This is a genomic window from Mobiluncus curtisii subsp. curtisii ATCC 35241 (assembly GCF_000146285.1).
Taxonomy (GTDB): Bacteria; Actinomycetota; Actinomycetes; order Actinomycetales; family Actinomycetaceae; genus Mobiluncus; species Mobiluncus curtisii.
Genome location: NZ_GL385912.1, coordinates 1,544,255 through 1,561,358, shown reverse-complemented (window position 1 = coordinate 1,561,358; position 17,104 = coordinate 1,544,255). Strand labels below are relative to the sequence as shown.

At 55.5% G+C, this 17,104-nt stretch carries 4 protein-coding genes and 1 tRNA gene; 2 read left to right on the top strand and 3 right to left on the bottom strand.

All coding sequences use genetic code 11. The annotated features are described in order from the left end of the window. Positions 1-8 precede the first annotated feature (8 nt). Positions 9-998, bottom strand: a complete 990-nt coding sequence (nadA, locus tag HMPREF0574_RS06790; RefSeq protein ID WP_004007987.1) for a quinolinate synthase NadA — start codon at positions 996-998, stop codon at positions 9-11. Positions 999-1,186: 188 nt separating this feature from the next. On the opposite strand from nadA, the gene HMPREF0574_RS06785 reads away from it, so the two are divergent. Continuing rightward, positions 1,187-1,262: transfer RNA gene (locus HMPREF0574_RS06785), tRNA-Thr, on the top strand. A 52-nt stretch (positions 1,263-1,314) separates the two neighbouring features. Here HMPREF0574_RS06785 and HMPREF0574_RS06780 read toward each other — a convergent pair. Further along, positions 1,315-2,910, bottom strand: coding sequence for a serine/threonine-protein kinase (locus HMPREF0574_RS06780; protein ID WP_036324953.1), 1,596 nt, complete (start codon positions 2,908-2,910; stop codon positions 1,315-1,317). Between the two features lie 224 nt (positions 2,911-3,134). Here HMPREF0574_RS06780 and HMPREF0574_RS06775 point away from each other — a divergent pair, with 224 nt between their 5' ends. After that, positions 3,135-4,253, top strand: coding sequence for an ABC transporter ATP-binding protein (locus HMPREF0574_RS06775; RefSeq protein ID WP_004007985.1), 1,119 nt, complete (start codon positions 3,135-3,137; stop codon positions 4,251-4,253). Between the two features lie 595 nt (positions 4,254-4,848). On the opposite strand, the gene HMPREF0574_RS06770 is transcribed toward HMPREF0574_RS06775, so the two are convergent. Continuing rightward, a complete protein-coding gene (locus HMPREF0574_RS06770) occupies positions 4,849-17,013 on the bottom strand; it encodes a cell wall-binding repeat-containing protein (RefSeq protein ID WP_236585947.1) in 12,165 nt (4,054 codons plus the stop codon). Positions 17,014-17,104: the final 91 nt, after the last annotated feature.

Here is a 17,104-nt window from a genome sequence, read left to right as displayed (position 1 = left end):
CCCCACACCTAGTGCTGCTGGGGCGAGGCCGTGTGACCGATGGCAATCATGCGCTGCACACTGGCTCGGGCACGCACCGCAATGTCTTCGTCCACAAAAACTTCGTCGCGACCGTTTTCCAAGCAACTGACCAAGTTTTCCAAAGTGGTTTGGTTCATATACGGGCAAGCCGCCTGGGGCATGAGCGGCTCAAAAGTGACTTCCGGATTGGCTTTGCGCAGGGGATGCAGCATCCCCACCTCGGTGGCGACCAACACTCGCGAACCTTTCGGAGCTTTTTTCGCTTCCGAGAGCATTCCGCCGGTCGAAAGCACTTTCACGCGTTCCTCACTGAGCTTACCCGCCCCGATGAGATCCACAGCTGCCTGCGTACCCCCGCATTCGGGGTGAATGTAGACGTCTGCGTCCCCGGCGGCGAGGATTCCTTGCAGCAAAATGTCGGGAGTCATCGCGGCGTGTACATGGCAGGCACCATCCCAGGTCACCAGGTTCTTCCGCCCGGTGACGCGCCGCACATGCGCCCCCAGATTACGGTCAGGGCAGAACAAAATCTCAGTTTGCGTCGGGATGGATTTCACCACGTCAATAGCGTTGGCAGAAGTGCAGCAAATATCGGTTTCTGCTTTCACCGCGGCAGTGGTGTTGACATAACTGACCACTATCGCGCCGGGGTGTGCGGCTTTCCAATCTCGCAGCTGTTCGGCAGTAATACAATCCGCCAGTGAACAACCCGCGGTGGCGTCGGGAATCAAAACGCGCTTTTGCGGGGAAAGAATTTTGGCAGTCTCCGCCATAAAGTGAACGCCAGCAAACACGATGGTATGCTGCGGAGCATCGGCAGCCAAACGGGACAGCGCCAAGGAATCTCCCGTGAAATCCGCCACATCTTGAACTTCACTGGATTGATAATTATGTGCCAGGATAACGGCGTCTTTTTCCTGAGCCAGCTGGCGGATACGTTTTTGAAGGGCTTGAGTTTCCGTGGCGCTGCGAGTCATGATGGTGGCTTTCCTTCCTCAAGTTTCCCGGACAGCGCGCCTGACACAGCTCGCGAAGATTCGAGTCACTTTCGTTTTGACATTGCTTCGATTATAGAACCCTTTATCAACGGCTTTTCCCCCGGAACGTGGGCACCAAAAATACTGGCTTTGTCGCGCGGGGAAATTTATGGGAAAATCAGAACATCGCCACTTTAGCTCAGTTGGTAGAGCACCCGCCTTGTAAGCGGACGGTCAACAGTTCGAGTCTGTTAAGTGGCTCCACTCTGTGGGGTATCCCCTGGCAATACTTTCCGTACGCCCTTCCGTCTCCATCTCAAGCCAGAACGAAAACAACGGCGACCAATCCCGCTAGTGCCAACCCCAAGATGAGACGCCGCATCGGAGTGGGTAAAACTGCCCGCAGCACTCGCCTGGCACCAATCCGCAGCGGGACGCTGAGCGGAATCCACCACGCCGTCAGCAGCGCCACCCCGGACAGACCCTGTGCGACATAAACACTTTTTGGAACGCTTGTTCTAAAAAGTGTGACGGTGTCGGGCAGCGCGGAGGGCAGCATGATTCTATGACCGTAAAGGATTTCCTCCACTGTAAGCAGCGCCACCGCCAAAATAACAGCAGCGGGTATGGTGCTAACCAAGCCTTTGATACAAGCTCCGGGCAACGAAAGAATTTTCCGGGTCGAACGCCAATGCCAGCCCGCCACTGCCGCCACCCAAAAGCCGAGCACCGCGATAATTCCGGACACTGCCGGTTGCCACGGAACCCACACGGTCCAAGCGAGCGCGCCAACCAGTCCCAGGAAAGGCAGCATACCGGGGGTTTGCTTGACGCCGGGTTCACCCGTAGCAACACTGGCGAAAGACTCGGAATCTACGCTCGTCGAGGGATTTGGCAAATCCACATTCCCCCAGGTGACAGCCACTTCGCCAGTTTCATCCACAGACCATTCCGGAGCGGATTCCATCCCGGCAGAGAGACTCTCCACCCCCGCAAGATTGTACCGACCATTCAATTCTTGGGGTATCACCACCGTGTATCCCGGTTCGCTCGGAACCGCCGGGGTCAAAAGCGCGGTCGTAGCGGTTTCCGCACTGTTCGCGCCAAACTCGACGACTCGGAGCAGCTCAGCGAAATCCACGCTACGCCGAGCCTGGGGAGCAAAAGCACGGCGAAAACCCTCCGCCACGGGCACTTCCAACCCTTCCACGTCGGGGTTCCCAGCCAGCACCCGCGAGATAATCACCGTCGGCGAGCCGGTTCCAAAGGGAGGTCGCCCAGTCAGAGTAAACAGCAGCAATGCCGCTAACGCCCACCAGTCATCAGCAAAACCCGCCTTTTGTCCCTCGATAATCTCCGGTGATATAAATCCGGGAGTTCCTACCACCAAACCGGTTCGTGTCAGCCCGCTGGTATTTTCCAGAACGGAAGAAATCCCAAAGTCAATGAGCACTGGACCGTTCGGTCCAAGAATCACGTTGGCAGGTTTGATGTCACGATGGCAAATCCCGGATTCATGCACTGCGCGCAGAGTGTCAGCCAGCAGGTTCCCCAGTTCCAAAGCGTCCTCGCGCTGCCAAGCGCCGGCAACCCGCACATCCTCCGCCAGGGTCGGACCGGGGACGTATTCCGTAACAATAAAAGCATCTATCCCGTCGACTTCCAGGTCCATCACAGCAGCTACCCCAGGAACTTTGACCCGTTTCAAGCTTAACGCCTCGGAACGAAGCCGCTCCCGGGCATCGCCATCACGCTGCCCCAAATCAGCGTCGGGAGCCAACAGTTTAAACGCCACCGGATTACCGGCACCGTCACGGGCCAGATAGACCGTGGCGGAGGCACCTGTCCCGAGCCGGCGCTCCAAGACATACCCGCCTATCTCGGCACCCAATAACTCGGCGTTTGCGCTCATGTAATCGAGTATAACCAACCCCCGCCTCAGCTTCCCTACACCACTAATCGGAACGAACCTGTGCCCGTCAACCCACCCCCAAAAATCTTTTGCATAAAAACCTGAAAAAGAACGCGCGAATCTGGAATAATGGTCAAGTCGGCGCCGTTGCCGACAAATTTTCATATCCAGCCTTTACAACGGATCGTCCGGCGCGTACCCGCCGGTGAAGGGATTAAATTATTATGGCAACTGTTACTTTCGACAAAGCAACACGTATCTATCCGGGCAACACCACCCCTTCGGTGGATGAGCTTAATTTGGAAATTGCAGACGGCGAATTCCTGGTCTTGGTCGGTCCCTCCGGCTGCGGTAAATCTACTTCGCTGCGAATGCTGGCAGGTTTGGAAGAAGTCAACTCTGGACGCATTCTGATTGGCGACAAGGACGTTACCGATGTGCAGCCCAAAGATCGCGATATTGCGATGGTATTCCAAAACTACGCCCTGTACCCGCATATGACAGTGCGAGACAATATGGGCTTTGCGCTGAAGATTGCGGGCACTCCGAAAGACGAAATTACTAAGCGCGTCGAGGAAGCCGCCAAGGTCTTGGACTTGACCGAATACCTGGATCGCAAGCCGAAAGCCCTGTCCGGTGGTCAGCGTCAGCGCGTGGCCATGGGTCGTGCCATCGTGCGTAAGCCCCAAGTGTTCCTGATGGACGAACCACTGTCGAACTTGGACGCAAAACTGCGCGTGCAGACCCGTACCCAGATTGCGTCCTTGCAACGCAAACTGGGAGTGACCACTCTGTACGTGACCCACGATCAAACCGAAGCCTTGACCATGGGCGACCGGATTGCCGTGCTTAAGGACGGCATTTTGCAACAGGTCGGGTCCCCGGATGAGCTTTACCAGCACCCCGAAAACGACTTTGTGGCAGGTTTCATCGGATCTCCCTCCATGAACCTGCGCAAGTTCAAGGTGGAAGGCGAAGAAGCGGTTCTCTACGGCGCCTCCCTGCCGATTTCCGCCGCGCAGCGCAGCGCCCTAACCGACGCTGACGGTGGCGAGGTCACGATTGGGTTCCGTCCCGAGGACTTGGAAATCACCACCGACACCGGCGATGGCGTGATGCCCATCGTGGTGGACATCATCGAGGAACTCGGTTCGGACGGCTACGTCTACGGTCACCTCGACGGTGCAGAACAGGGGACTTCGGGTTCGGTCACAGAAGATCACCTGGTCGTGCGGGTACCTCCACGTACCGCTCCGAAGCCTGGCAGCGTCATGAATGTGCGGATTACCCCCGGTCATCAGCATGTATTTAGCGCCGCCACCGGCAAGCGCCTGCCCGACTAAATCACGCCCCGGATGCGCGCCGGTCAGTGCACGAGGTCGGGTCGCATTTCGGCGAATTACGCAAACTAATCTGGGTGGTTCCCGTCGCATAGGCGGGAACCACCCATGTAATTTTGACACGCATTTTTCGTGGAAGACCCCGCTCAATTCGAGAGCTTTCAGTCATTTACGCAACAGCCAGGTCGGACGAGTTTAGTTGCTGTTTATGAGTGAAACGGGTAAATTTGAAAACGGTTCCGATGGCGTTGGCAGTTCGCAATGCCGCTCCATCCCAACTGTGAAAGCTATTTGAATAAACCCCCTCAACCGGCAGGTAATCAACACCACCAAAACCCAACCACCCGCCGGTTGAAACTGGGCGATTCTGGATGCCAGAATCGCCCAGTTTTTTACCGCCAACGCTTACCCCACTGACCGCGGCGAAACCTGATGCGCCCCGAGAAAATCATCGCTAGCTATATTCAACACCGGGTCAAAAAACTGACCCCGTCTCAGAAACCAAACGAATCCAGCACGCTTCCCGGACACAAAGAGCAGGTTTTGTACTAAACAGTACAAAACCTGCTCTTTGCTATTTCACGCTACATCCAGGAAATTAACGCAGGGCGTGATAGATTTCACCACGCACTTTCTCAGAAACCGCTCTGGTCCCCCCGACCAGGTCAACCTTGCGGACACTGGCGCGATTCCGGGTAAGGAATTGGGTAGTAGGTTTAGTTAAGGTGTTCACCCTGGTCAACACCAAAGGCGCGCCGGTACGGGCAGTCAGAGACGCTGCCAGGGTCGCGTCGGGGAAGTCCTTGCCGGTAGCGACAGCGATGCGTCCCGGATTCGGCGGGAAGTAAGCCGAAGCGACCTTTTGCGCAGTTTCGTACCTGTCGGCACCCACCTGCTTCTCATCGAGATGCACCGACCGTTCGGCGGCTGTTACCGCCGGTCCACCTACTGCGACTACCTTCGCAGTCTTGGCTGAGTTCATCCACCCTTGACTGGTTCCATCCACAGTCCGGCGAGGAGTCAGCAGCACCACACCGGCATTCTTGATAGCGGCAGAGGATGCGCTCAAAGCATCCGGGAAGTCGACACCGGTCGCCAGGTACACGTCGGATTTATCCCGACCGCGTGACGCCAACAGGTGATCAGCGACGACTCCCGCGGTTCGGTAACGGTCCTGACCGCCCAGGCGCTGCACCTGGAAGCCAGCATTTTGCAATTGGGATACCGCCCCGGCACTGATAGCACTGGAATTGCCCACCAGGATAACTTTCGTAAATCCGTGTCTGCGCAAAGTCTCCACAACTCGCTGCGGGACCCGTTTAGACGGGGTCATCAGAATTGGCGCGTTGTAGTTAGCCGCCAAGGGACCCGCGACCAAAGCGTCAGGATAGTCATCGTCGCGCACCAAAACCGCCGTATCTGACCACGGACGATTCACCTTGCCAGCATACTCGCTGTAAGCCGGCACAGCGTTCTGTTTCGATAAGCTGGGCGTAGCGAATCTCTCGCTAAAGTAATCCAGCACTTCCAGAGACGTACCAATCCGGTCACGTCCCCCATGACGTAACACTAAATCGTCATAGACCGCACCAGAATTACCTGCAGCGCTCGAGCCGTAGCCGGGTTGTGGGTTTGGGGTGGGGGTGGGACCGGTGACGGTTTTCTCTTTTACCGTAAAGGTCACGTTACGGTAAAACGGGATGGCAACACCCGGCAAAGTAAGACGAATCACAGCGGTATAAGTGCCGGGACGCGCGCTCGCTTTCAAGGTGACGACACCCGAGTTCGCGTCGAACTCAAATAAGTCCTCGTTGCCAGTCGGCACAGTGTTAAGCAGTGTCAGTTCCGGTCTGCCGCTGCCGGTGTAAACCGACGGGGCGGGGGTGCGGGTGCCTTCCGTGACATCCGGGACGTTAATTTCCGCAGTTTCAGGGGCAGCATGTACGGGGATTTTAACCGTCTTGGTGACCTGGTAGGGGCAACTAGCCGGTCCCGGTTTGTTCTCAACCAGGTCTGCTGGTCGCATGTGACAGGCATCCTTATCCCACACGGTGATGGTGACCGGAACGTTACCCTGTTGCGCTTGTGCAAGGTCGACCGTAGTGGGAATCCACTTCAGTTTCACCTGGTTGTCAGTAGTCACCAAGTCCATGTTCCCAACCTTCGCTTTATTGCTCGGGTCAGAAGCGTCAGCTACCGGGTAATTCGGATCCCAGAGCTGGAACCAGTATTTGCCTGAACCTCCCACAGCCAGAACGGGCTTGGACGTTTGGAGATATTCCAGTCCCCCGACCGCCGGGCTCATCGGTTCCACACTCAACGCCAGGTCGTAGGGCGGGATGTAAATTGTGTGGGAAATAATCTGGGTCTGCCCGTTAGGCAGGATGACCTGGTAGGACAGCTGATGATTCCCGGCTGCCTGAGGGGTCGGGGTGCCTGTGACGGTAACCGAGCAGCTGCGCGGATCGGCGCTCCCTGTGCAGTTCAATCCGGTGACGGTGAGACCATCGATACTCTTGTCGGTAAAGCCGGCACTGTCAGAGGTGAACTTGCAATCGTTGCCGGCACAAGCGGTTCCGTTGGGGTTGAGTTTCTTAACCGTGATAGGTTTACTGGTGTTACCTACCATGTCAGCTGGGATTTTAGCCTCCACCAGCGTAGTTGGGTCCGGGTTCACCGGCTTACCAATCTTGACCTCCTTGGTGCCACCGTTTCCACTGTCGATAGTTACGCGGCGTTGGTCGGTGACGTTCACGCTAACCACAGCGGGTTTCGGAGCGTTGACTCCGTTGGGACCTACGTACCACACACAGAACCGCAGCGTTTGCCCCGCCGCCGCAATCGGAACTTGCTCGCCATTGACCAGGGAAATCGCCCCGTTAGATCCGAGCGTCAACCAGTTCGGCAGAGAACTCGCCGAGCAACCTTTTACCGTTCCCAGCGTATTGACCGGTTCTTTGGCGTGGAAGCCTTTTTGACTCGCAGCTCTGACTTGTTCGGGGGTCCAATTCGAGCTGCTGGGGTCAACCGTCGGGTTTTGCGGATCCTCTGCTACCAGTTGGGTAGAACCACTCAAGGAGGTTGCACCTACAGTCGTGTTAATAGTGAGGTCGTAGACCTGTGGAGGACGCTGGTCGGCAATATTCACCGTGATAGCGGCTTTCTTAGTGCGCGAGGTTGTGTCGGAGTCCGCGACGACGAGCTTTCCGTCCGCATTGCCACCAGGAATGGGAGTGCCGTGGACGTTACCCTCTGAGTCTAGAACCAGACCGGTGGTGCCGATGGGGTAGCACATTATCGGCTTGCTAGTCGTGCTTGTTACACCTGCGGGGCAAGGTACGGGTGAAACCGCTGAACCATCACTGTTTTCTACGTGGTAGGTGTATGGTGGCACCCCTCCCTCAATGTCCAGCTTCACCTTGGGGAATTTGTTTCCGTCAGCAGTGGTGTTGACCTCGATTTTTTGCGTGCCATCCAGTTGGGTTTCCACTTTGACGTCGGCGCCAATGGCGGAGTGGTCTTTGAAAATCATGTCAGTTTCAATCAACAACGGCACAGTCTTTTCCACACTCTGACCCGCGCCACCGGTCAAGGCGACTTTGACAGTGGCGTTGCCGTCATAAGTTTGGGTCGGGGCACCAGAAATCGTGACTTTGCCTCCGGTACAGGTGACCTTAAGTCCGGCTACCTGCGGGATAAGTTCACACTTCGCGGTAATACCATTGGTACCGCCATAGGTGCCAACCTGAACCCCGGAACCGTCTCCCGTGGTGGGGCATTTTCCGTCGCCATCAGGTTTCACCGTGGTGGAGCCGTAACAGACACCCTTCTTACCTTTTGGCAACTCATTATTATTATCTATGGTCAGGGTCAGTTTCTTTTCAACCTTAATAGAGAAAGTCTTTTTGATCAGCTGGTCGGAGCCGTCAATGACCAAGACCTGAGCGGTATGGACGCCGGTGGCGGCATCTACGGGGATAGACCCGGAGAGTTTCCCGTTAGAGAGCATAAACAGACCCTGATGGTCAGCCGTCAGCGGATTGTTCCAGGCATTATCTGCAGGAATAGTCCCGCCCAAGCCGGGAATGGGGAAGCACTTCGGGCGAGTATCAGATTGAATCTTGCCCTGCGCTTTGCAATACACCGGGGTAATACCCTTGTACCCGGTATAGCTGGTTCCGCCATTGAACTTGGCTTTCGCGTCAGCATCCACAGCAGTCCGAATGGCAACAGTTTCCTCAGCGAGAGAGGTACTGAAGCTGCCGTCCCCACCCTTGGCTTGGGCGTAATACGCCGGATAGGGTGCGCCTTGCACCCCGATGGTATCCAGTTTCACCGTGGAGTCGGCACGATTAAACGGCGGACCAGCCCATTCCAGCTTTTGCACCACCGGAATGTTCACGGTGGCGCTACGCACAATTCCGTGTCCATCTGTGACTTTCAGTTCGACCGCCAGGGACGTGGTTCCCCGCGGGATAGCATCAGTGCCTGCGGAGCTTAGCGTCAAGGTTTGCGCCTTCTGGCTTCCCGTTGGCATCGCTGCAGCAACAGAGTTTGCGGCGGTTATGGTCAGACCGTGTCCCGACACTTCTGAACTTGTTCCGTTGCGGTTGTACGCCGTGACCTTCACAATATCGTAGTTGGCGTTGTCTAAGGCGTAAGTGCCGTCCCAGGCGCTAGGGCTGTTGAGAAAAGCCTGTCCCGCCGATGTAGTCGGAGTAATGGTTCCGCCCAGATAGTCGACTGTGCCGATCGGGGAGTTATAGTTGGCTGCGCCGCGAATCATACCGACAGGAGTTTTGGTGTTTAGCTGGAGTGGGGAGGCAAACACGCGCAGCGGTATCGACTTTCTGGCGGTGAGGTTGGTCGGTTGCCGCTCCGAGTTCTGGGTGTTTGCCGTAATCGTGAGGGTAAAGAACGGTATCCCGATGACATTTTTGGCAGCATAACCCACAATGGTGCAATCTGCTGGGTTGCTGCACGTGTAAGCTCCGGAGTTCTCAGTAACTGTTCCATTTTGGGAGGTAACTTTGAAATTTTCGGGCAAGCCAGCAATTGTTACTGTCTTTAGCGGCGCTGCCGAAGCGTCGGTGGCAGGGTCGACCAGCCACGTCATCACCGGAATGCCCGGTTTAGTATTACTCCCCAAAGTGACTTTGGCGAAATCCAGACCTTGCCAAGCGTAGCGTTCCCGATTGCTCGCGTTAAACTTCGGCAGACGGCTATCGTTGACCTTAATAGTGAACGGTTCAGTCTTGGCTAGACCGTTGTGGTCCGTGATTTTAACCTGGCAGGCCGTAGTTCCACCTTTGGTAAAAGCAGCTGCCAACACCTTGATTGTGGCTCCATCCACTCTCACGTTGTTGTTGCCTGGGTTACAACTCATTAGTTCGACCGTGTCAATCTTTCCAGATCCACCGGTCACCCCAATGCTGATATCGGCTGCTTGCCCGACCTCAACAGTGGCGCTGGTTACCGTAATAGCAGGCTTGCGCGTATCGGTCACGGTAAATGCAATCGTCTGAGGACCAATCTGGTCACCGCCAGCGTCATCCTGAAGAACCACAGCGTATGACCCAAGGCCAAAAGTGCCGTCGTTGCCAGCTGCCAGGGGCTGTCCGGGTTTGAGAGTGCCGACAAGTTTCCCGTCCGGAGTCAAAGCCAGACCGGTATCGCCCAGTGGATAGTTCCCCTGCGAGTCAGGGGTACCGCCATGGATGGAGTACTTTCCTGTCGCAATAACTTGTCCGTTTTTCTTAATCTCCGGAGCGGACAGTACCTGGTTGCTGTCGTTCTTAACCGTGCCGTTTCCGTCCAGACTAGTTGAGCTGGCTGCAGATGGCATGTGGAACTGATTTTCCGGGTTGGAAAATGCCGAAGCCACCGTAATCATGAATGTTTGGGTTACCGCATCGCCACCAGGCGCGTTGGAAGCTACCGTCACGCTAATCTCCCGGTTCTTTACCGGCTCCGTCGGCGTACCGGAAATCACCCCAGTCTGAGGATTAATGGACAGCCCCGCGGGCAAGCCAGACGCCGAATAGGTAAACTTGGCTTTCTGGCACGCTCCAGACGCGTCCAGTCCATAACAGGTGTCACCCTTACCCTCCGTGGGAGTAAAGTCAGTAGTTTTACTGCCCACATACAAGTTGCCCATAGGCGGTGTTGGTCTGTTTGCGGTGAACTCGTCGTTCACCGGAATGGTAAGTGTCACCTCTTTGGTTGCTGGCGGATTGGTGGCAGAATCTTGCAAGGTGAAAGTAACCGTAAACGCTCCTGCGTTGCCGGAGGGCGTGCCTGTCAAGCAAATGTCCTTGCCGCCAGCATTTGCCGCCAGTGCCATACCCTCGGGCAAGCCGTTCAGAGTTCCACTAATTCCATAAGGCTCGGTTCCCCCAGAAACTCCCAAGCAGCGCTGCTCATATGCCTTACCAATGGTGGCAGTGGGCATGGTGGTCTTGGCGACAGACAATCCCGCGCCGATGTGCAAGGTGCGGGTGAGAGTCCGCTCCACCCCGTCCGCATCCCTTACAGTAAACGTCACGGGGAAGTCGTTATTCCCCGCAGGTATTGTACCTTTCAGTACAATGTTGCCACTGTTATCAAGTTCCGCGGTAACGCCATTCGGCAACCCCTGCACGTCTAAGCCGTAGTTGCCAGCTCCGCCACTCACGGTCGCTACCGTGACGGGGCTGGTCAGTTGTCCCCCGGTCAGATTCTGGACTTTACTTTCCGTGACTGTCAGGTCAGAAGCCCGTACTTCCAGTGTCTTCACAATGGTGGCGGTCTTACCGTTTTCGGTCGTGGCAGTAATGGTGATGGGGTAGGTCCCCGATTCACCAGAAGCAATCTTATTGGGCGAAAGCGTGCCGGTGGCGGGGTTGAAGGTTACCCCCTGAGGCAGCCCCTCAACCTTCCATTTTGTAATCTTTGGACCGTAACCGGCTGCATCTTTAGGCAGGGGTGTCCAACCTTGGATACCTTGACCTTCCGTTCCAGTCAAGTCCCTGCTGGAGCCGTTCGTCAGACTGCTCAAGTCCGGGACACGGTTATCCTCAACGGTGTAAGTAATGGTGGCCGACTCGCTGACATTACCGTTCGCATCCGTCACCTGCACACTAAACGTGCCATCTGCCCTTGTGACGTCGCCTGACTCGGGCGTTCCTGTAACGGTCAGTACATTATTGGTCAGCGTGAGACTCATCCACCTAGGTTTGCCCGAATCTGAGATGCTCCGGTATTGCCCGGAGCCGTCATTAACCGGTATGACCTGGTGCACAGCGGTGTCAACCTCGGCGTTTATCTTGGTCGCGCGCACCACTGGCTTTCGGGTATCCGCGATAGAAAACACCAGGTTGGATTTCTTGGTTTGCGCCGGGGAATCCGAATCGGTAACGCTCACCACTACAGCAGCGCTGGTACCGGGTTTCGGAGTGCCCACGAGCTGACCCGTGGACTTGTCCAAGAACAAACCCGTGTCCCCTAGGGCACAGTTACCGGATGCATCGGTGTTGTCGCAGGGCACGGTCAGATAAGTGTAAGGACCGACCCCACCCTTAACCAAAGCTGGAACGCCTCCACTATTACCGTCCTTTACGGCGTCCTTGTCCAAGCTAATACCCACAGTGGGCAGACCCGATTTAACGTTATCTTTCACACTGTCCCAGGCGGTATCGCTGATATTGCCAGGTTTACCACCATTGGTGGCTTGTTCCAGGGTCACTCCCCTGGGCAAAGCACCGGACGGCTTATCGGTGAATTTCAGGTCGGTGGATACCGGGATAAATACTTCCACCGTGACGGTCCGTCCTGCCGCCCCGGTCACGGAAATGTTCAGGGAGGATCCGGGCGACATCGTCTTGGACCACGTCCCAGTCAAACAGATGTCTCCGACGGTGTTGGATGTCTGGTTGCCATCACACCATTCAGCACGTAACTTCGGGGTTGAGCTAGCGGCTCCGGCGTTATAGGTCTCCAGACCTTCCACCCGCAGATTGCGGTAAGGCGTAGCACCGCCGGACACGGTGGCAATCTTAAGTTTTCCGTTCGCTGCGACCGGTTGATTCCTTTCGCCCTGGCACGGGTAATCGGTGCCGGACGTCGGCTTTACACACGGCGTAGTGAATTCTAGTGGCGGGTTTATAACCAGCATTTTCTCTACATCTGTGGGCAGTCCGGCGCGATGCTGCGCGCTATCAAGGACCTCCAGTTTGGAGAAATCAATAACTCCAGCCACAGTTGGGGTTCCGGTGATACGCCCGTCAGATTCCAGACACAGCCCCGAGTACTCATCGTTTGTGGTATACAAGGCCCATCCGGTACAGCTGGACGGAGGTGTAGCTTTCCGGTGTTTAGAGCCAGCTTGGAAACTAAATCCGTAGCTGCCACTACCCCCCGCAGCGGTGAAACTGAATGTACTGCCGTCATTCCGGCGATATACCGCTTTAACGGCGGCACTGGGCAAGGTGTAGCTTCCAAATTTCAGCGGTGGATAAATCGCTGGGGTAAATGCCCGGTCAATGTTGACTGCAACGTCGCCAGTTCCAGCACTCACTCGCAAAGTGTAAGTTACCTTGTTCTGTAGCGCGTTCGCATCACACTGGAGTTTCGGTTTGCTCCCGTGGTTGTTCACGGTACAACCGTCAACAGGATGACCGTTCGGATCTAGAACTAGGTATTGCTTGGTGAGACCCTCGGCGCCGGTGGCGGGACTAAAGGTCCACTCATAAGGCTGTCCGGTGGTACCACCCGGCGCCAATCCTGGCTCGAATACCAGGGTGGAGGGCGAGACGGTCATTGTCGTGCTAAACTCAGCCGACCATTTGCCATTCACCCCCAACGCTTTCAATGGAACCTGGTGTTCCCCAACATCGCCCTTAACCGGGGTGCCGGTGAGCGTCCCGTTCGGTTTCAGGGTGACCCCAACCAGTCCGGGCAGTTTTTGTGCCGTAGTGGGGCAATCACCAGAGGCGTAGTTTGCGGGCACAAAGCACTTGATTTCGGGAGAATGCGCCGCGTCAACCGCCCCGGACACCTTCGCTGTAGCAGGAACTGGAATGCCCTGTTCCAGACTGATCGCGACGTTATTATTTGTCTGCGGGATGCGTTGGTCCATCACGTGAACCCGCAAAATTACCTCAGCTTTCGCGCCGTTAGCGCCAGTGACAGACAGGGTGACGGAACCGCTATTGTCTGCTTTCGTCTCATGGGTTGCAGTTAAGGTGTAGGCTCCAGTGTCTTCATCAACTGTGAGAGCGACTCCCCTCGGCAGTACCGCGTCTGTGACTGTATATTTTTGGGGCGTGCCTGAGGGATCATTTACCGGTAAAGCCCCCGTAGCAGTTTCCCCTACGTTTACGGTGAGAGAAGCCCCCTCGACCACGCTGGGGCGTCGGTCATCGACTCGTTTCAGGTTTAAGCCGACGTTTACCGGACATCCCTGTTGGCAAGAAACTGTATCAGCATCGGTCACCACCACCCGCAGCTGAGGGAAAGAGTCTTTGCCCATAGTTGCCCCCACCAGTTTGCCGTTGCTATCCAGCAACAGACCGGAAGGGTTACCATCCGCATTGGGAACCTGGTAGCGCCCCCCGGAAAGGGCGGCATTCTGCCAATCATCGTTTTCGCTGTACTTGTATTGCAGTTTGTAACTGTAGGGAGATACCCCACCAGTAATTCCGGCAGAACTCATGTCAAGCAGCGGCTCTCTGGAAGTGTAGGTATTTCCTCCCCGTGCTGTCGCGGACAGAACATCCTTTACCGCCTTGAAATCAGTCTTGATTCGCAGCGTGAAGTTGACGGACGTCGAGGAGCGTTCCGCCGCGGTGCCGTCCTTGCCCCGCAGGTAAACCGTAACCGCCGCCCCGTTTAGCGTGGTAGTTTCCACAGGCTTACCAGTGATTACACCATTGGCGTCCATGGTTAAACCAGCCGGTAAACCGGCTGCGCTGAAAGTATAATTCGCGAAGTTCCCGGTACCGCCCGACAGATATTTCTTAACGTCCTGCGGTCCGTAACTCAATCCTTTCGTACCATCGGGCAGTTCCATACTGGTTACGTTGGGGTCAGAGCTAGTATCAACTGTGATTTTTGGCAGCAGCGTCATCTTTAGCCAGCCCTCTGCCCCGGACAGGGTCGACAGGCCTTTGATCTGGGGCAGGTTGTATTTGGATCCGTCGAGGGTACGACCAGCACTATCTGTGTATTTCACCTGCAGGTAATAGGTGGTGACTTGAGACACCTTGGGCTGGCCCGAACAGAGAATATATTTACCGTTGCCCGAAGTTTGGGTAGAACAGTTTATTCCGCCAATATCGGTGGTGTTTACCTTGTGATTCTCACCATCATAGATCCCCAGAATTTCAACATTAGAGTAGGTATTGCGGGACAGCTCAGGACCACCACTGACCGTCAATTTATCGGTCGTGGGCTGCCCACCGGAAACCCAAATCACAATCGGGGTTCCGTTCGCGTTCTGGTACTCGCTACCACTAGAGCCGGTGGGCAACTGGGCGCGCTGCAAAATCAAGGGCGAGCCGGGGTGAATCTCAAACTTTTCAGCAGGGGTGACTCCACCATCCTCGTCGGTAGCTTTCACCCAAAAAACGGCGGATTTGCCCGCTTGAGTCGTGCCGGTGACTTGACCGGTAGCCGGGTCAAACCTTAACCCACTATCAACACTTCCATCCCGCAGACTAACCATTCCATCCGCTGCAGGCTCCAGAGCGACACTGCTGGCACCCGGTTCAGAATCAAATACCTGATAGGTGAAGTGCCGACCTTGCCAATCCGCATAGGGAGAAACCAAACCGGAATATGGCACTCCAATGGCAGGGAATTTTTCCAGCGGAGAGAATTTATTCATTTCCGAATCCGGAGTTCCCGATTCTATCTGCGGCTTTAGACGTGGAGCGACTTTCCAAGGAAGATATTGCACGATGGTATGATTCTTGCCGGAGCCGTCGGTAAAGTTGAACCTGACCCACAGCGAGTAAGTCCCAGATTTCTCCGGTACGCCTTGTAACGTACATCCGTTACTGCCTGCGGAAGTGTCCCGTTTTAAGTTGGAAGGCAGGGAATCTTGCCGCGTGGTGGCATCGATAGGTTCCTTTGAAATCACCTGACACTCAGTGAGCTTGACTCCGCTGGAAGTGGCATCCGGAGCTTTCTGATAAATCGTGTAAGCTCCAGTTTCGTTCACCTTTCCGCTATTAATTCCCAGCCGAATAGGCTTATACAGGAAACTTTGGGATGCCAACACCTGCAGTTCCGGATTTTTATCAATCTTCTGGGGAACCACGTCGACCCAGTATTCCTGAAATGTGTCGCCCTTCAGTGGCGTGTTAAAAGTCAGCGACCCGGTGCCTTTTTCACCTGTTGCTTTAAAATTTATGGAATCGATAGGACGTCCCGATCCGTCATCGTTCAACTTTCCGGTGTACAGACGCGCCACCAGTGGCGTGTTCAGCGGCAACCGGCTGTAATCCACTGTGACTGTATCCCCATAGAAAGATTGAGTGCCCGCATCCGGACCCGAATTGGTGCCGTGGGGGGTCAACTCCATTTGCAGGGGACGCAACAATACCCGGACGTTATTTGCCCACGTCCCCGGCAGTCCGGTCCAACCACGATTTGCACTGCCGAGGGTGGACTCCAACGGGGTTCCCCAGCTATCTACCGTGGTGGGGAACGGGCTCCAATAACCCATGCGCATCGGCAATCTTTCGAGTCTGACGTTTCCCGGCCGACAGTCCCCTTTGAATACCTGGAACTTCATGTTCTTAACATCGACGTCTTGGCGAAAATTAATTTGCCAGTTGGGGGATTTCCCATCGTCGTTTGGCACCTCCGTAGTGGTGGTGCAGCGGGCTTCAACAGCACCGTTTTTATCTTTTACGGCTGCGACCACTACGTAATCTACGACTGGAGTATTAACCGGATAATCCTCGATGTTGGGACGCCCGACATAGGCGTTGCCACCTCCCCGGTTCAGGGTTTGGTTCTCCCAGCGCACGTAACCTTTCAAAGTTTTTTTCGCGGAAGCGCTAGGCAAAGAAGGCTCAATATTTACCCCGTTACCAAGGTCCAGCTCATCCGCAGAGTTTGCGACTCTAATGAGACCGATATTCATCTGGGACACTTGGGTGGACTTACCGAATGGAGTATATCCCCACTGCATCATTTGGTTGAACTGGTAGTTGAAATCTTTGGGAGTGGAGTAGCCTTGTACGACCCCGCCGGTACGCTCCGAGAAAGTCAGTCGATACCCTGGAACCTGTTCGGGGTTAATCCACACCTGTAGGCGCTGAGCTTTGCCCTCACCGGGACGGAATTGCCCCAATTCTCCGTTGTAATCAACAAAGTCGCGCATTTTGATGGCGTAGTTCGAGGGTCTGCCAGTCTTGGAATCTGTGGAGGCATCTTTGGTAGTGGCTTTAAAAACAGGTGACCAAGCTCCGTTATTAGCCTGGTAGCGAGCATACACATTGATTCCGGCAACGAGTTTCTCACCCGGGTCATCATTCGCACCGGCGCGCTCCCCGGAGCGATAGGTGACGACTTTCCCGGTCACCACCCAGTTATCTTGAGGGGAGGCATCGGATTTAATCGGTTCACGTTTTCCGTCGGTAATCCAAGCTGGTAGGTCAATAGCACCGGGATAAGCGGCACGGTCCTCCGCTATAGCCGTGGTAGGCAAAGCCAGTCCCATCAGGGTCAAAGCCAGCGCTGTCCCCGCCACGGTCATACGACGTAGAATACCCAAATCTCTTGCTCCCTCTTAACTTAATTAACGATGCAGTATCCACACTATCCGATTAATATCGGCAGGGTGGAGCAATTTCTGAGGGAAAACC

Coding starts and splice junctions, on each gene's coding strand:
- nadA (WP_004007987.1), bottom strand. CDS start 998: ATGACTCGCAGCGCCACGGAAACTCAAGCCCTTCAAAAACGTATCCGC.
- HMPREF0574_RS06780 (WP_036324953.1), bottom strand. CDS start 2,910: ATGAGCGCAAACGCCGAGTTATTGGGTGCCGAGATAGGCGGGTATGTC.
- HMPREF0574_RS06775 (WP_004007985.1), top strand. CDS start 3,135: ATGGCAACTGTTACTTTCGACAAAGCAACACGTATCTATCCGGGCAAC.